The organism is Streptomyces sp. NBC_00400 (genome assembly GCF_036048035.1).
Lineage (GTDB): Bacteria > Actinomycetota > Actinomycetes > Streptomycetales > Streptomycetaceae > Streptomyces.
Genome location: NZ_CP107940.1, coordinates 5,965,508 through 5,986,927, shown reverse-complemented (window position 1 = coordinate 5,986,927; position 21,420 = coordinate 5,965,508). Strand labels below are relative to the sequence as shown.

At 72.4% G+C, this 21,420-nt stretch carries 17 protein-coding genes and 1 pseudogene; 9 read left to right on the top strand and 9 right to left on the bottom strand.

Annotated features, from left to right (window positions below; all coding sequences use genetic code 11):
• The first annotated feature begins 51 nt into the window (after positions 1 to 51).
• The 4 genes from OHS81_RS26200 to OHS81_RS26185 are packed head-to-tail and all read left to right on the top strand — an operon-like array spanning position 52 to position 3,847.
• Complete coding sequence (locus OHS81_RS26200) at positions 52 to 1,035, top strand: ABC transporter ATP-binding protein (protein ID WP_328387101.1); 984 nt, start codon at positions 52 to 54, stop codon at positions 1,033 to 1,035.
• The gene (locus OHS81_RS26195) at positions 1,035 to 1,763 is read left to right on the top strand and encodes an ABC transporter permease (protein ID WP_328387100.1); all 729 of its coding nucleotides are present in this window, start codon (positions 1,035 to 1,037) and stop codon (positions 1,761 to 1,763) included. The genes OHS81_RS26200 and OHS81_RS26195 overlap by 1 nt, the downstream gene beginning before the upstream one ends.
• Positions 1,764 to 1,769: 6 nt before the next feature.
• Positions 1,770 to 3,245, top strand: a complete 1,476-nt coding sequence (locus OHS81_RS26190; protein WP_443058768.1) for a sensor histidine kinase — start codon at positions 1,770 to 1,772, stop codon at positions 3,243 to 3,245.
• On the top strand, positions 3,242 to 3,847 hold the full coding sequence (locus OHS81_RS26185) for a response regulator transcription factor (RefSeq protein ID WP_328387099.1): 606 nt from the start codon (positions 3,242 to 3,244) through the stop codon (positions 3,845 to 3,847). Before OHS81_RS26190 ends, OHS81_RS26185 begins: the two co-directional genes overlap by 4 nt.
• A 172-nt stretch (positions 3,848 to 4,019) precedes the next feature.
• On the opposite strand, the gene OHS81_RS26180 is transcribed toward OHS81_RS26185, so the two are convergent.
• From OHS81_RS26180 to OHS81_RS26170, 3 genes are all read right to left on the bottom strand, one after another.
• The gene (locus OHS81_RS26180) at positions 4,020 to 5,468 is read right to left on the bottom strand and encodes an MFS transporter (protein WP_328387098.1); all 1,449 of its coding nucleotides are present in this window, start codon (positions 5,466 to 5,468) and stop codon (positions 4,020 to 4,022) included.
• 380 nt (positions 5,469 to 5,848) lie between these two features.
• Positions 5,849 to 7,042: a lipid-transfer protein gene (locus OHS81_RS26175; protein ID WP_328387097.1), complete on the bottom strand. Its 1,194-nt coding sequence runs from the start codon at positions 7,040 to 7,042 to the stop codon at positions 5,849 to 5,851.
• Between the two features lie 193 nt (positions 7,043 to 7,235).
• Entirely contained in the window at positions 7,236 to 9,422 is a 2,187-nt protein-coding gene (locus tag OHS81_RS26170) for an acyl-CoA dehydrogenase (protein WP_328387096.1), read from the bottom strand.
• 745 nt (positions 9,423 to 10,167) lie between these two features.
• On the opposite strand from OHS81_RS26170, the gene OHS81_RS26160 reads away from it, so the two are divergent.
• The 4 genes from OHS81_RS26160 to OHS81_RS26145 all read left to right on the top strand — a co-directional run bounded on the left by OHS81_RS26160 (position 10,168) and on the right by OHS81_RS26145 (position 14,085).
• Positions 10,168 to 10,827, top strand: a complete 660-nt coding sequence (locus OHS81_RS26160; protein ID WP_328387095.1) for a class I SAM-dependent methyltransferase — start codon at positions 10,168 to 10,170, stop codon at positions 10,825 to 10,827.
• 19 nt (positions 10,828 to 10,846) lie between these two features.
• The gene (locus OHS81_RS26155) at positions 10,847 to 11,758 is read left to right on the top strand and encodes an N-acetylmuramoyl-L-alanine amidase (RefSeq protein WP_328387094.1); all 912 of its coding nucleotides are present in this window, start codon (positions 10,847 to 10,849) and stop codon (positions 11,756 to 11,758) included.
• Between the two features lie 210 nt (positions 11,759 to 11,968).
• Positions 11,969 to 12,844, top strand: coding sequence for a hypothetical protein (locus OHS81_RS26150; protein WP_328387093.1), 876 nt, complete (start codon positions 11,969 to 11,971; stop codon positions 12,842 to 12,844).
• 230 nt (positions 12,845 to 13,074) lie between these two features.
• Entirely contained in the window at positions 13,075 to 14,085 is a 1,011-nt protein-coding gene (locus tag OHS81_RS26145) for an LLM class F420-dependent oxidoreductase (RefSeq protein ID WP_328387092.1), read from the top strand.
• Between the two features lie 14 nt (positions 14,086 to 14,099).
• Here OHS81_RS26145 and OHS81_RS26140 read toward each other — a convergent pair whose 3' ends face one another.
• The 4 genes and pseudogenes from OHS81_RS26140 to OHS81_RS26125 all read right to left on the bottom strand — a co-directional run bounded on the left by OHS81_RS26140 (position 14,100) and on the right by OHS81_RS26125 (position 18,496).
• On the bottom strand, positions 14,100 to 14,918 hold the full coding sequence (locus OHS81_RS26140) for a maleylpyruvate isomerase family mycothiol-dependent enzyme (RefSeq protein ID WP_328387091.1): 819 nt from the start codon (positions 14,916 to 14,918) through the stop codon (positions 14,100 to 14,102).
• A 60-nt stretch (positions 14,919 to 14,978) separates the two neighbouring features.
• Positions 14,979 to 16,061 carry a prenyltransferase/squalene oxidase repeat-containing protein gene (locus OHS81_RS26135; protein WP_328387090.1) on the bottom strand — a complete coding sequence of 361 codons (1,083 nt, stop codon included), beginning with the start codon at positions 16,059 to 16,061 and terminating at the stop codon, positions 14,979 to 14,981.
• Between the two features lie 221 nt (positions 16,062 to 16,282).
• A pseudogene (locus OHS81_RS26130) lies at positions 16,283 to 17,014 on the bottom strand (class I SAM-dependent methyltransferase); the annotation flags it as partial.
• 69 nt (positions 17,015 to 17,083) lie between these two features.
• A complete protein-coding gene (locus OHS81_RS26125) occupies positions 17,084 to 18,496 on the bottom strand; it encodes a glycosyltransferase family 4 protein (RefSeq protein WP_328387089.1) in 1,413 nt (470 codons plus the stop codon).
• Between the two features lie 239 nt (positions 18,497 to 18,735).
• Here OHS81_RS26125 and OHS81_RS26120 point away from each other — a divergent pair, with 239 nt between their 5' ends.
• Entirely contained in the window at positions 18,736 to 19,455 is a 720-nt protein-coding gene (locus OHS81_RS26120) for a TetR family transcriptional regulator (RefSeq protein WP_328387088.1), read from the top strand.
• 129 nt (positions 19,456 to 19,584) lie between these two features.
• Here OHS81_RS26120 and OHS81_RS26115 read toward each other — a convergent pair whose 3' ends face one another.
• Positions 19,585 to 19,818, bottom strand: a complete 234-nt coding sequence (locus OHS81_RS26115) for a ferredoxin (RefSeq protein ID WP_328387087.1) — start codon at positions 19,816 to 19,818, stop codon at positions 19,585 to 19,587.
• Positions 19,818 to 21,269 carry an aldehyde dehydrogenase gene (locus tag OHS81_RS26110; protein WP_328387086.1) on the bottom strand — a complete coding sequence of 484 codons (1,452 nt, stop codon included), beginning with the start codon at positions 21,267 to 21,269 and terminating at the stop codon, positions 19,818 to 19,820. The genes OHS81_RS26115 and OHS81_RS26110 overlap by 1 nt, the downstream gene beginning before the upstream one ends.
• Between the last annotated feature and the right edge of the window lie 151 nt (positions 21,270 to 21,420).

Sequence of the window (21,420 nt, the reverse complement as noted above, 5' to 3'; positions counted from 1 at the left end):
GCAGCAACTCTCCGTAATGTCATAGACATCGAACGAGAGGCGGGGGTGGGCATGGCACGGACGAACGAGCCGGTCAGCGCTGCGTACACGACAGGCGGCGCCGCGGCAGTGGCATTCTCCGAGGTGACACGGAGTTACGGTGCGGTCAGGGCCGTGGACGGGCTGGACCTGGAGATCGCGGTGGGCGAGACGGTGGCGCTGCTCGGGCGCAACGGTGCGGGGAAGTCCACGACCCTCACCATGCTGCTGGGCCTGCTGCCGCCCGGTACGGGATCGGTGCAACTGTTCGCCGGCACGCCGGAGACGGCGGTACGGGCGGGCAGGGTGGGCGCCATGCTGCAGGACGGCAAGCCCCTTCCGCGGGTCACCGTCCGCGAACTGATCACGTTCGTCGCCGCCACCTACCCCCACCCCATGGCGGTCACCGAGGCCCTGGAGCTGGCGGGCCTGAGCGAGTTCGCCGGGCGGCGGGTGGACCGGCTGTCCGGCGGGCAGGCCCAGCGGGTCCGCTTCGCGGTGGCGCTGGCCGGCAACCCGGAGCTGCTGGTGCTCGACGAGCCGACCGCGGCACTGGACGTCGAGGCGCGCCGCGCCTTCTGGCGCTCGATGCGCGCGTACGCCCGCCGCGGCAACACCATCGTGTTCTCCACCCACTACCTGGAGGAGGCCGATGAGCACGCCGACCGGATCGTGGTGATGGACGGCGGCCGGGTGGTCGCCGACGGCAGCGGCGAGTCGATCAAGCGGCGGGCCGGCGGCACGCTGGTCTCCTTCGACCTCGCGGGCGCGGCGACCGAGCCGCTGGCCACCCTGCCCGGCGTGAGCGCCGTGGAGGTGCGCGGCGACCGTGCACTGCTGCGGACGGCGGACTCCGACGCGACCGTCGTGGCCCTCGCCGGGCTCGGGCTCGTCCGCGCACTGCAGGTCACCCCCACCGGCCTGGAGGACGCCTTCCTCACTCTCACCTCCGGCAACGCCGCCGGCCACACCCCGGCGCACACCGCCGCCACCCGGTCCGCGAAGGAGCTTGCGTGATGCTCGACTACATCCGCCTCGAAGTGCGTCGCACCCTGCGCGACCGGAGCTTCGTCATCTTCGGCATCGGGATGCCGGTGCTGATGTATGTGCTGATGACCAACATCGGCGCGGGCCCCGGCGGCGCCGGTATGGAGTGGAAGACCGCGTCGATGGTCGGTATGGCCGCATACGGCGCGCTCGGCGCGGCGATCGGCACGGGCACGGGCGTCGCCGAGGACAAACAGCTGGGCTGGCTTCGGCAGCTGCGCATCACCCCGCTGAGCCCGATACGGGTCGTCGTGGGCCGTGGACTGACCGGCTCGGTGACGGTACTGCCGGCCATCGCCTCCGTCCTGCTGGTGGGCGCGCTGGTCAACGGCGTCCGGATGCCGGCCTGGCAGTGGGCCGCACTGGCCGGGCTGCTGTGGATCGGCACCGCCCCCTTCACCCTGCTCGGCCTCGGCAACGGCTACCGCCTCTCCGCGCAGTCCACCGGCCTGGTCAACACGGGCTGCATGCTGCTGCTGTCGATCATCGGGGGCCTGTGGTTCCCGGCCGAGCTGTTCCCCGGCTGGCTGCGCTCGCTGTCGTCCTGGACCCCCGGCAACCGCTTCGCCGAGCTCGGCCAGAGCGTCACCCAGGGCGCCGCTCCGGGCCTGGGCACAGTAGCGGCGCTGGCCGCCTGGCTGGCACTCTTCGGCGGATATGCGGTGTACGCGTACCGTCGGGCCGCGCGAACGGTGTGATCGACGATGGTGCAGACCGGAGAAGTGACAGTGCAGCACAGCAAGCAGCGGGCCGCCGGTGACGGCAAACCCGGCGGCGCGGAGGGCGCCGGCGACCTCACGTGCCGGCCGAAGCGTCCGGGCAGGAAAACGGACCGGGGGCCGGGCAAGTACGCCTTCCTGCCGTGGCTGCTGATGGGCCTGGGCGCCTTTTCCAACATCATCCAGGGCAAGACGGGCAATCCGTGGCTGGCCGGTCTCGGGCTGCTCGCCTTCAACTCCCTCTACATCACCGTCGTCTGGTCCTCCTTCAACCCCCGGCTGCGCGACTCCCGCCATCCGCTGTACGCCCTGGGCCTGCTGACCGCCGTCACCTTCGCCATCGCGCTCGGGTTCGGCGGCAACTGGTTCCTGTTCTTCCCGCTGCTGTCACTGGCCTCCGGCACGGTGCGCGCGCTGCGCGGCAAGAAGCTCGCCCTCTGGCTGATCACGCTCAGCGGCACGGCCGGATATCTGGTCGGCCGGCACGGCCCCGACCCGTGGGGCTCGTTCGGCATCGGGTACGGCACGTTCCTGTCCGGCACGGTGACGGCCACGGTCCTCAGCCTGTTCGACACCATCCAGGAGCTGAACACCACCCGCCAGGAGCTGGCCCGCAGCGCCGTCGAGAAGGAGCGGCTGCGCTTCTCCCGCGATCTGCACGACCTGCTGGGGCACACCCTGTCCGTGGTGGTGGTCAAGGCCGAGGCGGTCCGCCGGCTGGCCCCGCGCAATCTGGAGGCGGCGCTCGCCCAGGCCGCCGATATCGAGGCGGTCGGCCGGCAGGCGCTGACCGAGATCCGCGAGGCGGTCACCGGCTACCGCGAGGGCAGTCTGACCACCGAGCTGGACCGGGCCCGCTCGGTGCTGGAGGCGGCCGGTATCGAACCCGTCGTACGGCAGGCGGGACCGCCGCTGCCCCCGCAGGCCGGTGCACTGCTGGGCTGGGTGGTCCGTGAGGGCGTCACCAACACCGTCCGGCACAGCGGCGCCACCCGCTGCGAGATCGACGTCCACGCCGACGAGGAGCGGGTACGGCTGACGCTCACGGACGACGGCCGCGGTCCCGTAAGCTCCGGTGCTGCCCCGGCACCCGGCCTGGCCTGGCTCCGCGACCGCGTCCCCGGGCGCGGCGGCGGCCCGGCCGGAGAAGATCCGGACGGCGGCGGTCCGGGCGGCTACGGGGTGAGGGACGACTTGAGCGCTACGGGCGGTGCGCAGGGACCGGACGGCACGGGCCGCCCGGAGCCTGCTGCGCCGGGCTCCGGAGAGCCGGACAGCACGGTGCCGGCCGGCTCTTCGGGACCGGTGGGCGGCACCGGGCTGAAGGGGCTGGCCGAGCGGCTGGCCGCGGCAGGCGGCACCCTGCGCAGCGGCCCGGACGGCCGCCGCGGCTTCCGTGTCACGGCGGAACTGCCGGTCGGCACGGGTGATATGGCGGACGTGGAGGAGTTGACCAGGTGATCAAGGTCCTGTTGGCGGAGGACCAGGGGATGATGCGGGGCGCGCTGGCGCTGCTGCTCGACCTGGAGGAGGACATGCAGGTCGTGGCCCAGGTCGCGGCGGGCGATCAGATCGTCGCCGCCGCCCTGGACGCCCGTCCCGACATCGCCCTCCTGGACATCGAACTTCCCGGCCGCAGCGGCCTGGACGCCGCGGCCGACCTGCGCACACAGCTGCCGTCCTGCCAGGTGCTGATCGTGACGACCTTCGGCCGCCCCGGCTATCTGCGCCGTGCGATGGAGGCCGGTGCGTCCGGTTTCCTGGTGAAGGACGGCCCGGTGGAGGAACTGGCGGCGGCGATCCGCCGGGTGCTCGCCGGCGAGCGGGTCATCGACCCCGGCCTCGCCGCTGCGGCGCTGAGCGCCGGTCCCAACCCTCTGACCCAGCGCGAACGCGACGTCCTCACCACCGCCGTGGACGGCGCCACGGTCGCCGATATCGCCGGCAGACTCCACCTCTCCCAGGCCACCGTCCGCAACTACCTCTCCGCGGCCATCGGCAAGACCGGCACCCGCAACCGCATGGAGGCGGTGCGGGCGGCGCGGCGGAACGGCTGGTTGTAGCGGGAGGCAGCGGGCCGGAGGGCCCCCGCGGCCGGCTCGGTCATGGCCAGGCTCGGCAGTAGCCGGCTCGGTCGTGGGCGGCTCGGTCGTGGGCGGCTCGGCAGTAGCCGGTTCGGCAGTAGCCGGTTCGGTCGTGGGCGTTTCGGCGGTGGGCAGCTCAGCCGTGGCCTGCTCAGCCGTGGGCGGCGTCCTCGCGTCGCCGGGGCAGCGCGAGGACCATCAGCACGATGCTGCACAGCAGGATCATGGAGCCGACCTGGAAGGCCAGACCGTAACCGTCCGCCAGGGCCTTCGGACCGCCGTGACCCGCCGCGATACGGGACGCGGCGATGGTCGACAGGACCGACAGCCCCAGCGCCCCGCCCATCTGGCGGGAGGTGTTGATCAGGCCGGAGACCAGCCCCTGGTCGGCGGGGTCGGCGCCGGACGTGGCGATCGCCGCGATCGGCGTCGCCGTCAGCCCTGCGCCCAGGGCCATCAGGATGCCGGGGCCGAGGATCGTGCCGAGATAGGTGCCGTCGACGTCCATCGTCCCCTGCCACGCCATACCGGACGCGGAGATCACCGCACCGGTGACGGCCAGGGTCTTGGCACCCACCCGGTTCATCAGCCGCGGTCCGACCTTGGAGCCCAGCACGATGGAGAGCGAGTGCGGAATGAAGGAGAGCCCGGCCTCCAGGGGCCGGTAGCCCAGCACGTTCTGCACGTACAGCGACAGGAAGTACCACATGGAGAACATCGCGGCGCCGGCCAGCACCATCGCCCCGTTCGCCGAGCAGACCGAGCGCACCCGGAACAGCCCCAGTGGCATCAGCGGAGCCTTGGCGCGCGCCTCGACGGCCAGGAACGCCGCGATCACGACCAGCCCGGCGGCCAGCGGCAGCAGCGCGGAGGCCGAGGTCCAGCCGTCCGTCTCGGTCTGCACGATCCCGTACGCCACCAGCGCGAGCCCGGCGGTCACCAGCACCGCGCCGGGCACGTCCAGCCGCCGCCCGGCACCCTGCCGGCTCTCGGTGAGCCACCACACCGCACCGGTCAGCACCAGCGCCCCGACCGGGACATTGATCAGCAACACCCAGCGCCATGACAGGTATTCGGTGAGCACCCCGCCGACCAGACCGCCCACCGCGCCACCGCCGGCACCGACCGCCGTCCAGGTGGCGATGGCCCGGTTGCGTGCCGGACCGGGCGGAAACGACGTGGTCAGGATCGTGAGGGTGGCCGGTGAGAGCACGGCGGCGCCGACGCCCTGGACCGTCCGGGCCGCGATCAGCTGCCAGGGCTGCTGGGCCAGCCCGCCGCCCGCGCTCGCGACGGTGAACAGCGCCAGCCCGAGGACGAAGACCCGCTTACGGCCGAAGAGATCGGCGGCCCGGCCGCCGAGCAGCATGAAGCCGGCGAAGGTGATCACATACGCGTTGACGATCCACTGCAGACCCAGTTCGCTCAGGCCCAGGCCGGTCCGCATGGCAGGCAGGGCGACGTTCACGACGGAGACGTCCAGGACGACCAGGAACTGCCCCGCACACACCAGCAGCATCACCAGCCACGCCGGTGCGGCCGTCCGGCGCGTGGTTTCGGGCATGGTGGCGGGGGCGGCTATCGGTGGCATGCCGCCCATGCTCGCATTCGCCGCTTGGATCCCGCATCGGTATATCGGTGCATGGGCCACCTGACCGGAGACGTAGGGCGCAGGACGGAGGGCCGGGGGGAGGAGAGGCGCGGCAGAGGGGAGGGCTCAGGGGCGGGCGGCGGGGGGAGGCCAGGGCCGGGAGCCGGAGCCGGGGCCGTAGGGGCGGTCCCCTACGGGGCGGGAAGGCCCCCGGTAGACCAACTACCCACACAACGGCCCCAGTTACCGCATCGGCACGATCACACCGACACGATCACATCGACCCGCCCACATCACTCCGATCGCATCGCCCCGATCGCATCACCCCGAACACATCGCCCCGGACACATCACCCTGAACGCATCACCCCGGTCGCAAAGATCACCTGATCACCTGCGCAGCAAGGTCACCACCGCGGCGCCGCCCAGTCCGATGTTGTGTGCCAGGCCCACCCGGGCACCGGGGACCTGCCGTTCGCCCGCCGTGCCCCGGAGCTGCCAGACCAGCTCGGCGGTCTGCGCCAGCCCCGTCGCGCCCAGCGGATGCCCCTTGGAGATCAGGCCACCGGACGGATTGACCACCCAGCGGCCGCCGTAGGTCGTGGCACCGTCGGCGACCAGCTTCCCCGACTCCCCGTCCGCGCACATGCCCAGGGCCTCGTAGGTCAGCAGCTCATTGATGGAGAAGCAGTCGTGCAGCTCGATGACGTCGACGTCCTCGATGCCGAGGCCGGAGGCTGCGAAGACCTGCCGGGCCGCGGCCCGTGTCATGGGCTTGCCGACGGCATCGATGCAGGAACCGGAGGAGAAGCTTTCCTCGGTGTCGGTCGTCATGGCCTGCGCCACGATCTCCACCGCACGGTCGGCCAGGCCGTGTTCGCGGACGAACCGCTCGGAGGCGACCACGGCCGCGGCCGCTCCGTCGGAGGTCGGAGAGCACTGCAGCTTGGTCAGCGGCCGGTGAATGGTCCTGGCGGCGAGGATTTCCTCGACGGTGTAGACGTCCTGGAACTGGGCGTGGGGGTTGTGGGCGGAGTGCCGGTGGTTCTTGGCACCGACCGCGGCGAGCTGTTCGGCGGTGGTGCCGTGGCGTTCCATGTGCTCGCGGGCCGCGTTGCCGAAAATCTGGGCCGTGGGCGGGGTCATCTCGAAGCCGTGGGCGGCAGCCATCACCCCGTAGTGGCGGGCCACCGGCGAGGTCTGGAAATCGCCGCTGCCCGCATCGCCGCCCAGCGCGCCCCGCTTCATCTTCTCGAAGCCGAGCGCCATCACACAGTCGTTGATCCCGGCCTCGACGAACTGGCGCGCCATCATCAGTGCGGTCGAGGCGGTCGCGCAGTTGTTGTTGACGTTGTAGACCGGGATGCCGGTCAGGCCCAGTTCGTAGGCGGCGCGCTGGCCTGCCGTCGAGGCCTGGTAACAGAAGCCGACCGGTAGCTGCTCGACCGCCTCGTAGCCGATCCCGGCGTCGGCGAGCGCCTTGGTGCCCGCTTCCTCCGCCATATCCCAGTACTGCCATGCGCGGGTCTCGGGCTTCTCGAACTTCGTCATCCCGACACCGACGAGATACGCCTTGCCAGCCATGCATGTCCTCCTGGAAGTGGCCGGATCCGGGGAGTCGGATCCGGGCATGCAGATCGGATCAGGGCATTCAGAGCAGGGGCCCCGGATCAAGGGGGCCAGATCTGAGGGCAGATCAGAGGGCAGGGGCCAGATCAGGGATCAGATCAGGGACCGGGCCAAGCAGGCAGCTCAGGGAAGCCAGGTCCGGGGAGTCTCAGATCAGCGGGCGGGGCTCCGGATCCCGGGGCAGGCCGAGCAGCCGCTCCGCGACGACGTTCAGCTGCACCTGGGTGGTGCCGCCGGCAATGGTCAGACAGCGCGACATCAAGAAGCCGTGCAGCGCCCGCCCGCCGGCCCCTTCCCGCACCGCGCCGTCCGGTCCGAGCAGTTCCAGCGCCAGTTCGGCGACCTTCTGCTGGTGCGGGGTCTGCACCAGCTTGCGGATACTGGCGCCCGCCCCCGGCTCCAGACCCGATACCTGCTGGAGCGTGGTGCGCAGCCCGATGCAGCCCAGGGCGTGCGCCTCGGCGGCCAGCGCGCCCACCTTCGCCCGCACCGTCGCGTCCAGCCCCGCGGCGCACTCGAGCAGCGCCTCCAGGCCGGTGTCGAAGGTCAGCTGGTCGGCCATGTGGATGCGTTCGTTGTCCAGGGTGGTACGGGCCACCTTCCAGCCGTCGTCGACCTCGCCGACCACCGCGCCGGCCGGCAGCAGCACATCGTCGAAGTAGACCTCGTTGAAGAGGGCGTCGCCGGTGATCTCCTTCAGCGGGCGGACGCCGATGCCGGGCGTCTTCATCTCGACGACGAAGAAGGTCAGGCCCTTGCGCTTGGGGGCCTCCGGGTCGGTACGGGCCAGCAGGATGCCGTGGCTCGCCCCCTGGGCGGCCGAGGTCCACACCTTCTGGCCGTTGATCCGCCAGCCGCCGTCGTCCGTCCGCTCGGCGCGGGTGCGCAGGGCGGCCAGGTCCGAGCCGGCCTCGGGCTCGGAGAACAGCTGGCACCACAGCAGATCGCCGCGCAGCGACGGCAGCAGATAGCGCTCCTGCTGCTCCTGGGTGCCGTGGGCGATCAGCGAGGGGACCACCCAGGTCGCGATGCCCAGATCGCTGATGCGGACGCCGGCGGCGGCGCACTCCTGCTGGATCGCCAGTTGCTGTACGGGGCCTGCGCCCAGTCCGTAGGGCTTGGGCAGGTGCGGCGCGGCATAACCGGAGGGGGCGAGTGCGCGCCGTACGGCGGCGGGGTCGAGGCCGCGGACGCCGTCGACGACGGTGCGGGCCGCGGCCCGGTACTCCTGTGCCGTGGCGGGGAGTTCGAGGTGCAGTGCGCGCCGGGCACCGTCGGCTCCGTGGCGGGCGGCGCGCAACCGGTGGGTGTCGCCGCTGCCGAGCAGCTGGCGGGCCACGGTCGCCCGCCGCAGATGGAGGTGGGCGTCGTGTTCCCAGGTGAAGCCGATGCCGCCGAGTACCTGGATGCAGTCCTTGGCGCAGCTGAAGGAGGCGTCCAGGGCGGTCGCGGTGGCCAGCGCCGCGACCAGCGCGCGGACCGCGGGCGGCTCGTGCAGCGCGCGGGCCGCGTCCCAGACCAGGGCGCGGGCCTGTTCGCAGCGGACGAGCATATCGGCGCAGAGGTGTTTGACCGCCTGGAACTGGCCGATCGGACGGCCGAACTGCTCGCGTACCTTGGCGTATTCCGCGGCGGTGTGCAGCGACCATGCGGCCGTTCCGCAGCTCTCCGCGGCGAACAGCACCCCGGCGGTGTCACGCACGAGGTCGCTGTCGATGGCCAGCAGCCGGTCGCCGGGCACCGGCACGGCGTCCGCGCTCACCTCGGCGGTCGGCCGGGTCGGATCGGCGCTCTCCTGGACGCGTACGGACAGGGTCCCGGCGTCGACGGCGAGCCAGACGGTGTCCTCGGGGGTCTGCGCGGCCAGCACCAGCAGATCCGCATCGGCGCCGGCCAGGACCGGGGGCGCGGTGCCGTCCAGGACGTAGCCGCCGTCCTGCGCCGTGGCGGTGAGGGAACCGGGCCCCAGGGCGACGGCGGCGATGCGCTCCCCTTCGGCCAGGGCCCGCACCAGGGGCCGGTGGCCGCCGCCGCGGTGCAGCAGCTCGGCGGCGAGGGTGGTGGGCAGATAGGGACCGGGGAGCGCGGCGCGGCCCATTTCCTCCAGCACGACGGCGAGATCGAGCAGTTCACCGCCACCGCCCCCATCGGCCTCGGGGAGGTGGAGCCCCAGCAGCCCCTGGGCGGCGAGCTGGTCCCAGTAAGCGGGCCGCCCCTGCGGGCCGAGTGCGGTGTCGAGCAGCTTGCGCACCTCTTCGGGCGGCACGGCCCGCGCGGCCCAGCCCCCCGCCGCCTCGGCCAGGTCACGGTGCTCTGCTGTGATTCCGATACCCATGCGCAACAGACTAGAACACGTTGCATTCTGACGGAAGGTCAGGAAAAGACGGAGCCGTGCGAGCCGGGTGGCGCGGGGCGGGACAACTCCCGGCCGGTGCCTCTTCGTGGACGACCCGAGAACGTCGAAGCCGCGGCCGGGCTCGGGATGACCGGCGTGCACTACCGCGGGCCTGCCGACCTCCGCGGACCCTTGGGCTTTCTGCTGGACAGCTGATGCGCCACTCCCCCGCCGGGGTTCCCCAGGGAACGACGGGGAACGACGGGGAACCACGGGGAACCATGAAGAGGCACACAGGAATCGGTCCGGTGAATTCCGGAACACGTCTTCGCGGGATGACGCGGGCCGCCATTCCCTCCGTACTGGTTCCCCGTCGCGCATTCGCCGCTTTCGGGCAGCAGGGAAACGGCCGACGATAAACCGCCGGGAACGGACCGGAAACCGGCGGAAAGCCGAGGGGAACCAGCAGAACCCGGCAAGAACCCAGCGAGAACCCGGCAAGAACCCGGCGGAAATCCGGCAGAACCCCGACGGGAACCCGACAGGTACCTGCCGGAACCGACAGGAACAGCCGTCAACAGCCGGGAACATCCAGGAACAGCCAGGCCCCCGGTGCACGGAAACAGGAACCCCGTTCCGATATCCGATATCCGATATCCGAATGACCGGAAGGGAGACCCGCACCTCGCCCGCCCGGGCCCGTACGGCACGATGAGGCCCTGACCGCACCACCAGGAGGCAGCCCATGTCCGCTCCCACGGCTCCGACCGCTCCGCAGCCGGCGATCCTCGCCGCGTTCGAGGCGGCGAAGGGCTTCATGCCCGTGGACGAAGGCCTTGCGCTGTACGCGGCGGCGACAGAGGCGGCGGCGCTCGGGCTGCCGCTGGTGGAGGTCGGCACCTACTGCGGCCGGTCCACGATCCTGCTCGCGGACGCCGCCCGCACCGCCGGGGTCATGGCCGTCACCGTCGACCACCACCGGGGCAGCGAGGAGCAGCAGCCCGGCTGGGAGTACCACGATCCGACCGTCGTCGACCCCGAGGTCGGCCGGATGGACACCCTGCCCACCTTCCGCCGCACCCTGCACGCCGCGGGCCTGGAGGACCAGGTGATCGCCCTGGTGGGCCGCTCCCCGCAGGCCGCCGCCGTCTGGCAGGCGCCGGTGGGCCTGGTCTTCATCGACGGCGGGCACACCGACGAGCACGCCACCGCCGACTACGAGGGCTGGGCGCCGCACCTCGCCCCCGGCGGGCTGCTGGTCATCCACGACGTGTTCGCGGACCCGGCGGACGGCGGCCAGGCCCCGTACCGCATCTACCGCAGGGCCCTGGAGTCCGGCGCCTTCACCGAGATATCGGCCCACCGGTCGCTGCACGTACTGCGGCGCACCGGGGCCGGCATCTGAGCGGGCTACGATCGCCGACGTGTCGAACGGCAGTACTCCTTCTCCGCACCGCCGCCTGCGCGGCGCCCTCCTTGCCGTACTGGCCGCCGTGGTGGCCGCCGTGGTGGCCGCCGGCCTGGGGGGCTGGCTGGTCTGGCGGCCGGCGGGTGACGGCCCCGGGCTCCCGGGGGCCGGGCAGCCCGCACCGAGCCGGTCGTCGGGGCACGGGAGCGGCGGCGCGGCGAGCGGCGGCCCCCAGGGCCCGGGCGGCGCGCACGGCAGCCTCAAGGGCAAGGTCGTGGTGATCGACCCCGGCCACAATCCGCACAACAGCGAGCACGGCCGGGAGATCGCCCGGCAGGTGGACATCGGCAACGGCCGCAAGGAGTGCGACACCACCGGCACCTCCACCAACGACGGTTACGCCGAGGCGTCCTTCACCCTCGACGTCGCCCGCCGCGCCCGCACCCTCCTGCGGGCCGCGGGCGCCGAGGTCGTGTTCACCCAGGACGGCGACCGCCGGTACGGGCCGTGCGTGGACGAGCGCGCCGATATCGGGAACGAGCAGCACGCCGATGCCGCGCTCTCGATCCATGCCGACGGCTCGGTCGCCGGCAACCGCGGCTTCCATGTCATCCTGCCCGCCCGTGTGTCGGCCCGTCCTGCCGCCACCGCCCCGATCGTGGCGCCCTCGCGGAAGCTGGGCGAACGGCTGGCCGGCCGGTTCCGCGCGGTCACCGGAAGCGCACCCTCCAATTACATCGGCCACGGCACCGGACTCGACGTACGCTCCGATCTCGGCGGCCTCAACCTCTCCACGGTGCCGAAGGTCTTCATCGAGTGCGGCAATATGCGCGACCCCGAGGACGCCGCGCAATTGACCGACGCCCGGTGGCGGCAGAAAGCGGCCCGTGGGATCACCGAGGGCATTACGGACTTCTTGACGCGCTGACCGGACCGCCGGCCCACGCCCCCAAAGCCCCTCCGAAACCCCGCCGATACCGCATCCGGTACGCCGTGCCGATAGAGCGGGGAAACGAACAAGGCAGCCCGCAGGATTCGGCGCCGGGTTCCCCTTTACGATGGGTGGCCACCGCCGTGCCTCGCACTGCGCACCGCGACAGCGACGACCGGACCCACGAAACCGACAAAGGACCCTTACGTGAACATCCGCTCCCTCACTCGAGGCGACGGCGTGGTGATCGGAGCAGCGGTGTTGCTGTTCATCGCCTCGTTCCTCGATCTCGCCAGTGCCCCGGACTGCTCCGGCTCCGGCGCGCTCGCCAAGTACTGCGAAGCCCAGGCCGCCTCGGGCATCAACGCCTGGCAGTCGCTGGGCCTCCTCATGAGCGTGTACCTGGCCGGAGTGATCGGTGCGGCGATCATCATCCTCAGCCGGACGCTTCCGCAGTCGCAGCCGCGCAAGGTGGCCGGCCTCGACGTCGGCCAGTTCGGTGTCGCCCTCACCGTCTTCGCGGCCTGGACGGCGCTGTGGACCATCATCGCCGCCGCCGGCGGCGGGGCAGGCCTGATCCTCGGCCTGATCGCCGCCCTGATCCTGGCCGGTGGCGCGGTCGCCGGGCCGCTCGTCCCGGCGCTCAAGGTCGCGCTGGTCGGCGCCCCCAAGCCGCAGCCCGCCCCCTACGGGGCCGGCCCCAACCCGGGTTACGGCTACCCCGGCGCCCAGCAGCAGGCGGGCCACGGCTACGGCTACCCGGGCGGCCAGCAGCAGCCCCAGCCCGGCCAGCCCTACGGCCAGCAGGCACCGGCCGACGCCACGGCCGGCGGCCACGCGGCAGCCGCCCCCGCAGGGGCCACCCCCGCGGCCGGCGCCCCCACGGACTTCGCCCCGTTCTGGTTCGCGGTGCCCGTCGCCCGCCCCCTGTACGGCGAGGACGGTTCGCCGGCACCGATCGCCGAACTGGCGCCCGGCACCTGGTACCTCGCGGTGGAGCAGCGCGGCCAGGCCCTGATCGCCCAGACCCAGGACGGCCGTCGCGGCGTGCTGCAGGACACCACCGGTATCCAGCGCGGCTGACACCGGACACCCGGCGGTCCTTTCGCGGCCTCCCACCTCGCGGCCCCTCGCCCTCGCGGGCGGGGGGCCGTTGCCATGTCCGCGACCGGGCCGTACAGTCACCGGACGCACGGCACCTGACATACCGTCAGCAAAGATGCGGTCAGCACGGGCCGCCGTCGGCACGGACCACCGTCGCACGGGCCGCCGTCGGCACGGAACGGTCACCGCGTCCGGGAGGGGCGATCGGCATGCGACTGGGGCTGGCACTGGGCTACTGGGGCCGTGGCCCCGATCCCCGGCACCTCGAACTCGCCCGCGAGGCCGAGCGGCTGGGGTACGACTCGGTGTGGACCGCGGAGGCCTGGGGATCGGACGCCTTCACCACGCTCACCTGGATCGCCGCCCACACCTCCGGCATCAGACTGGGCACCGGTATCGCACAGATGGCGGCCCGCACCCCCACGGCCACCGCGATGCACGCCCTGACCCTCGACCATCTCTCCGGCGGGCGTCTGCTGCTGGGCCTGGGGCTTTCCGGACCGCAGGTCGTCGAGGGGTGGTACGGACGGCCCTTCCCGAAGAGCCCGCTGACCGCCACCCGCGAATATGTGGACGTGATCCGCCAAGTCCTGCGCCGTGAGGGGCCGGTGGCCTCGGACGGGCGCTTCCACCCGCACCCCTACCGCGGTGCGGACGGCACCGGCCTCGGCAAACCGCTCAAGCCCATCACCCACCCGCTCCGGGCGGGCATTCCGCTCCTCCTCGGTGCCGAGGGTCCCAAGAACATCGCCCAGACCACCCGGATCGCGGACGGCTGGCTGCCGCTGTACTGGTCACCGCAGCGCCCCGATGTCTACCGGGCCTCGCTCGCCGACGCCCCGGAAGGCTTCCTGATCGCCCCGATGGCCCGCGCCGTGGTCTGTGACGACCTCGCCGAGGGGCTGCTGCCGGTGAAGGCCATGCTCGGCTTCTACATCGGCGGGATGGGCCACGCCGCCAGGAACTTCCACGCCGATCTGATGGCGCGGATGGGGTTCGAGGAGGAGGCCCGGCGGGTGCAGCGGCTCTTCCTCGACGGCCGTAAGGAGGAGGCCGTCCGCGCCGTTCCGGACGCCTTCGCCGACGAGATCTCCCTGGTCGGCCCACGGGAACGGATCGCCGAGCGGCTGGAGTTGTGGCGTGCGGGCCCGGTCACGGATCTGCTGGTCACCGCCCCGGACCCGCACACGCTACGGGTACTCGCCGAGCTCAACTCCTGAGCCCGGCCGGCCGGTCACCCGAAGGACGCCCACTCCAGCCACTGGTCGAGCAGGGCGCGCTCGCCCAGCACCTCGACCCGGTCGCTGTCGGCGGGCAGCCGGCGGTAGAGGACCTGGAGCACATCGGTGAGGGGGCCGCGCAGCGCGACCGCCGCCTTCTCATGGGTGCGGCGGTGGGCGGGCGCCTCCCCCGTGAGGTCGAGCAGCCACTCGGCGTCCAGCCCGGGCGGGGCGTCGGTGGCGTGGACGTGAATCGTCCGGCCGGGGCCGAGCAGCGTCGTGCCGCGCTCGGCGAAGCGGGCCACCACCATCGGCAGTTCGCCGATCTGCAGCCACTCCTCCAGGCAGTCCGCGGCGACCGGCGCGGGGACCTCGAAGGGGACGCCGGCCGTGAGTGCCGCATCGGCCCGGTGGACGACCGTCTCATGGGTCATCCGGCGGGCCCAGAAACCGCTGTTCCGTGCCGTCGTCCAGCTCCAGACCTCCGCGTCGGGACCGGCCTCCCGCAGGGCGGCGACGGTCCGCTCGGCGCCCGCCGCCAGCCAGGCGTCGAGCGCCGCCGCGTCCTCGCCCCCGGGACCGGCGCCCTGGGGCCCGGCGCCCTCAGGGACGTCCGCGGGGCCGACGCTCTCCGTCGCGCGGGTGGCGACGAGCGTGCCGGCCCAGCGGTGCGCACCCCCCACATGCCGGGCGAGATCGGCCAGCGTCCAGTCGGGGCAGGTCGGCACGGTCGCCGAGAGGTCGGCGGTCCGCACGATCGCCCGGAACGCATCGGTCTCGGCGAGGAGTTGGGCGCAGTATTCCTCGTGGGAGAGGGATCCTTGGAGTGTCATGCGGCGCACAATAGTGCGCCTTCCCCCTCCCCGCGCTCCCTTTTCCGGGGGCGCGCCGTCCTACGGGCCCGGCGGCCGGCAGCAGTCCGGATCGAGCCCCGTCGGGAGCCACTCGCCCCCGAAGACCGAGGTGGTGGCCTCGTCGCCGCCCAGGGCGGCCACCGCGAGGAGCAGCGAGCCGGCCGTCCAGGAGGTGCGTTCGCGGGGCCAGATCGCGTCGTCGTCGAAGACGTATCCGGTCCAGTACATGCCGTCCTCGGCGCGGAGGTGCTGGATCCACTTCAGGATCTGCACGGCCCGCTCGGACTCCCCCATCGCCCACAGCGCGAGCGCCAGTTCCGCGCTCTCCCCGCCGGTGACCCAGGGGTTGGGCAGCACACAGCGCACGCCCAGACCCGGCACCACGAAGCGCTCCCACTCCGCGTCGATACGCTCCCTGGCCGCCGCGCCGCGGACCGCGCCGCCCAGGATCGGGTAGTACCAGTCCATGGAGTAGCGGGCCTTGTCGAGGAACCGCTCGGGGTGGCTGCGTATCGCATGGCCGAGGCTGCCGACCGCCAGTTCCCAGTCGGGCTGCGGCTCCTCGCGCTGTGCGGCGAGGGCGAGCGCACAGCGCAGCGCCTGGTAGACGGAGGACGAGCCGGTCAGCAGCGCGTCGGTGACGGGGGTGCCGTCGTCCTCGCGCTTCCAGCCGATCTCGCCGCCGGGCTGCTGCAGCTCCAGGACGTACTCGATCGCCGAGTGGACCGCGGGCCACATGCGGTCGAGGAAGGTCTCGTCGCCGGTGGACAGGTAGTGGTGCCAGACGCCGACCGCGATATAGGCGCAGAAGTTGGTCTCCCGGCCGCGGTCGGTGGGCTCTTCGGCGTCACCGTCGGCGTAGGCCGCGTACCAGGACCCGTCAGGGTTCTGATGCCGTACCAGCCAGTCGTACGCCGCCTCGGCACGCTCGTGTTCACCGGCCGCGTCCAGGGCCATGGCGGCCTCGGTGTGGTCCCACGGGTCGAGGTGGTGGCCCCGGAACCAGGGGATCGCGCCGTCCGGCCGCTGGGCCGCCAGGATGCCGGCCACCGTGCGGGCCGCCTCCTCGGCGGTGAGCACCCCCGGCAGGACCAGCCGTTCGGTACGCCCGGGACTTGTCACTTGGCGGCCCCGGTGGAGTTCTTGGCGGACTTGGCGGAGGACTTGGCGGCGGAAGTCCTGGAGGTGGACTTGGCCGGAGCCTTGGCGGCGGACGCGGCGCCCGGCTTGGTGCCCGGCTTGGCGCCTCGGGCGGGCTTCGGGGCCGCCGGCTCGGAGGACGTGGCCGCCGGTTCGGTGGCTGCCGGCTCAGTGGCCGCCGTTTCGGTGGTTGCCGGTTCGGCGGCAGCCGCCGTCCCGGGCAGGTGCGGCTTGGTCGCGTAGACGACGAAGCTCTTGCCGATGACGGGGTTGAGCGCCCGCTCGGCGAGCCGGGTGGCCAGCGGCTTCTTCATGATGTCCCAGACCAGCAGCTTGTGGTACGCCTGCACCGGCAGCGCCTTGTCGTTGTCGACCCCGAAGGCGCACTTGAGCCACCAGTAGGGGCTGTGCAGCCCGTGCGCATGGTGGGTGCCGTACGGCTCCAGTCCGGCTTCCCGCATCTTGCCGAGGAGTTCGTCGCCGCGGTAGATGCGGATATGGCCGCCCTCGACCTCGTGGTAGGCGTCGCTGAGTGCCCAACAGACCTTCTCGGGGCCGTAGCGCGGGACGGTGACGGCGATCCGGCCGCCGGGACGCAGCACCCGGACCATCTCGGCGAGCACCCCCTTGTCGTCCGGGATGTGCTCCATGACCTCGGAGATGATCACGACGTCGAAGCTGTCGTCGGGGAACGGCAGGTTCAGCGCATCGCCCTCCATGGCGGTGGCACAGGCGCCCGCCGGGGCCTCGCCCGCCTCCTCCATCGCGGCGAACCACTTGGCGACCTCGCGGATCTCCTCGCCGTTCTGGTCGAGGGCGACGACCTGCGCGCCGCGCCGGTAGCACTCGAAGGCATGCCGGCCGGCGCCGCACCCCAGGTCGAGCACGCGGTCGCCCGGAGCGAGCGGGAAACGGGAAAAGTCGACGGTCAGCACGGCGTTCTGCTTTCGTCCGGCGGTTGGTGGCGGTGTGGCTGCGGAAAGAGGACGGGGCCGGCCGGGCCGCTAGACGTGTCCGGCGGTGCTCGGCGCGGGCGCGGCGCCCGCGGTCCTGTCGGACGTGGCCCGCAAGGAGGTACGGGCGGCATCCAGGCCGCCCTGGAGGGCGATGGCCTCGCGGTAGCGCTCGGCGGTGCCGAGGGCGGCCTGGCGCCAGGTGAAGCGGGCCAGTACCCGTTCCCGGCCGGCCGCGCCGAGCCGGCGGCGCAGGGGCTCGTCGCCCAGCAGCCGGAGCAGTCCGCCCGCCAGCGCGCCGGCGTCGCCCGGCGGCACCGCGAGGCAGGTCTCGCCGTCCGGCCCGGCGACCTCGGGGATCGCGCCGCCGGTGGTCGCCAGCAGCGGGGTGCCGGTGGCCATCGCTTCGGCCGCGGGCAGCGAGAAGCCCTCGTAGAGGGAGGGGACACAGGCGATCTGGGCGCTGCGCACCAGGTCGACGAGTTCGCCGTCGGTGATGCCCTTGACGAATTCGATGGCGCCGGACAGCCCGAGCCGTTCGATGGCGGCGGCGACCGGCCCGTCGTCGGCGCGCTTGCCGACGACCACCAGATGCGCATCGGGGTTCTCGGTGCGCACCTTGGCGAGCGCCTCGACCAGGTGGATCAGACCCTTGAGCGGCACATCCGCGCTGGAGGTGGTGACGATCCGGCCCGGCACCTCGGCCACCGAGGCGTCCGGCGAGAACAGGTCGGTGTCGGCGCCGATATGGACCACATGGATCCGGCCGGCCGACACCCCGAGGTCGTCGACGATCTCCTGGCGGGAGGAGCCGGAGACGGTCAGCACCGACGGCAGCCGCCGGGCGACGCGCTTCTGCATGCGGGTGAAGCCGTACCAGCGGCGGACGGAGGCGCGGCGCCGCCAGCTGCCGGCGGCTTGGAGGTCGAGCCGCCGGTCGACGGTGATGGGGTGGTGGATGGTGGTGACCAGCGGGGCGCCGAGCGCGCCGGGCCCGCCGAGCAGGCCGTAGCCGAGGGTCTGGTTGTCGTGGACGACATCGAACTGGCCGCGGCGGGCGGCGAGGTGGCGCCGGGCCCGCAGGGAGAAGGTCAGCGGCTCGGGGAAGCCGCCGGTCCACATCGTGCCGACCTCGAGCGCATCGATCCAGTCGCGGTACTCGCCGCGCTTCGGCGTGCGGAACGGGTCGGGCTGGCGGTAGAGGTCCAGGCTGGGCAGCTCGGTCAGGGGCACCCCCTCGTCCAGGACGGGGTAGGGCTGGGCGCCGATGACCTCGACGGTGTGGCCGAGGCGGGCCAGTTCGCGCGAGAGGTGGCGGACGTAGACGCCCTGGCCGCCGCAGAACGGGTTCCCCTTATACGTGAGCATCGCGATGCGCAGGGGACGCTCACCGTTCGACGGGGCGGAGGCCGAGGAGGCCTCTGCGGGGCGAGGCGCGGCTGCCTGGACGGCCTCTGCGGTCACGCTCGGCCCCCTTCTCACTGGACTTTCGCCGGAGCGTAACCGCTGGCGGTAATCTAGAACAAGTTTCAGAACTGATTGGCTACTCATCAGTTCACCCAGCTTCGAATCTACCGGCCGAGCACGAGGCGAAAAGAGCCGCACCAGGTGATTCGCGCCACCACCCGCCCCCCTGCCATGCTGTGCCGAGCACACCACCGGCACTCACCGCATCGCGGACGGAATGCCACGGAATGGGAAATATGACTACGGAACCCAAGGCGGCCAGACCGGCCCTTCCCGCGAGTCCTCCCCTGACCGAGCGTCAGGAGGCGCGGCGCCGCCGCATCCTGCACACCAGCGCCAAGCTGGCGTCCCGTGGTGGCTTCGACGCCGTGCAGATGCGCGAGGTCGCCGAGTCCTCGGGCGTCGCGCTCGGCACCCTCTACCGCTACTTCCCCTCCAAGGTGCATCTGCTGGTCGCCACCATGCAGGACCAGCTCCAGCACATGCACGAAACGCTGCGCAAGCGCCCGCCGTCGGAGCAGGACCCGGGCGCCCGGGTCGCCCAGACCCTGATGCGGGCCTTCCGCGCCCTGCAGCGCGAACCGCATCTCGCGGACGCGATGGTGCGCGCACTGACCTTCGCCGACCGTTCCGTCAGCCCTGAGGTCGACACCGTCTCCCGGCTGACCACCGCGATCATCCTCGACGCGATGGCCCCGCCCGTCGCCCACCACCACCCTTCGCAGGAGCCGGCGCGCTCCTCCATCTCGCCCACCCCCGAACAGCTTTCCGCGGTCCGGGTCATCGAGCACACCTGGCACTCGGCACTGATCACCTGGCTTTCGGGACGGGCCTCGATCGCCCAGGTGAAAATAGACATCGAGACGGTGTGCCGGCTGATCGGCCTCACCGCGCCCGGCGCGCCCGGCGCATCCGGTGTCCCCGGTACATCCGGCGCCCCCGGCGCGGAGCGTTAACCCCGCTCCTCACCTGGGTAGTTGGCCCGTAGGGGGCCTTCCGCACCCCTACGGGACCGCCACCCCCACCCCCCTACGGGACCTCCCCCTTAACGGCCGCCTCTCCCCCCTCGCCCCGCCCCGGGCCGCTCACTCCTCCGGCGGGAAGACCGCCTCGCCGCTGCCGGCCACGGTCAGGGTGATCGCCTCCACGGGGCACCCCTCGGCCGCCGCCAGCACGCCCTCGCCGGCCTCCGCCTCCGGCGCCACCGGGTGCGACTGCCGGGCCGAGTCCAGCCGGAAGCCGTCCGGCGCCGCCGCGGCACACATCCCGGACCCGATGCAGACGCGGCGGTCCACCTCCACCTGCCAGCGGTCCCCCATCAGGCACCGGCCGGCAGATGGATCATCTTGTGCTCCAGGTAGGCGCCGAAGCCCTCGGGCCCGAACTCCCGCCCGATACCGGAGTTCTTGTAGCCGCCGAACGGGCCGAGCATGTCGATGCTGAAGGTGTTCACCGAGTACGTCCCGGTGCGCACCTGCCGCGCGAGGTCGATGCCGTGGTCGACGTCGGCCGTCCACACCGAGCCGGAGAGCCCGTAGTCGGAGTCGTTGGCGATCCGTACCGCCTCGGCCTCGTCGTCGTACGGGAGCAGGCAGATGACCGGGCCGAAGATCTCCTCGCGGGCGATCCGCATGGAGTTGGCGACCTCGCCGAAGAGGGTCGGCTCGACATACCAGCCCGTCGGCTGCCCCTTCGGCCGGCCGCCGCCGGTGAGGACCTGGGCGCCCTCCTTCCGGCCGAGCTCGATGTAGTCCAGCGAGCGCTGCTGCTGGCGGCGGGCGACCAGCGGGCCGAGTTCGGTGGCCGGATCCAGCGGGTCGCCGACGGTGAGCGCGGACGCCGCCGCGGTGAACCGTTCGGCGATCTCGTCGTAGTGGCTGCGCGGGGCGAGGATCCGCGTCTGGGCCACACACGCCTGGCCGTTGATCATCCAGGCGAACGGCACGATGCCGGCCACCGCGGCGTCCAGATCCGCGTCCGGCAGGATCACCGCGGCGGATTTCCCGCCCAGCTCCAGCGTGACCCGGCTGAGGTTCCGGGCCGCGACCTCCATGACCCGCTTGCCCGCCGCCACCGAGCCGGTGAACGACACCTTGTCCACGCCGGGGTGTCCGACCAGGTACTCGCTCACCTCGCGGTCCGCCGGGAGGATCGACAGCACGCCCTGCGGCAGCCCGGCCTCCGTCGCGATCTCCGCGAGGAGGTACGCGTCCAGCGGGGTCTCCGGGGACACCTTCAGCACCACCGAGCAGCCGGCCAGCAGCGCCGGCGCGAGCTTGGCGGCGGCGGTGAACTGCGGGACGTTCCACGGCACGACGGCCGCGACCACCCCGGCCGGCTCCCGCCGCACCAGCAGCGGTCCCAGCACCCCGTCCCGCCGCTCCTCGAACGGGAAGTCACCGGCCACCGTCAGCGCCGCGTCCCACGCCAGCATCGCGGCCAGCGACTGCACCATGACGCCGGAGGTGACGGGCGTGCCGTTCTCGGAGCTGATGACCTTGGCGATCTCCTCACTGCGGGCCGCGAAGGCGTCCTTGATGCGGGTCACCACCGCGATCCGGTCCGCCAGCGGGGCGTTCGCCCACACCCCGGAGTCGAAGGACGTACGGGCCGCGGCCACCGCACGGTCGACATCGGCCCGCGAGGCGTGCGGCACCCGGCCGATGACCTGTTCGGTGTGGGGCGAGACGACCTCGATCACGTCCCGGCCGGCCGGATCGGCCCACTCACCGCCTATGTAGAGCTTGCCGTGCTCGACGAGGTCGCTCATCGCTGCCGCCTCCTGCGGGTTGGCCGCCTGTTCGACGATCCCTGACGGTTTTCGGGGGTGCTGGGCGCTTTTCGCGGTTCCTTGGGTTCTTGGAGTTCTTGGAGTTCTTGGAGCTTCTGGAGTTCCTGAGGTTCCGGGAGCTCCTGCGGTT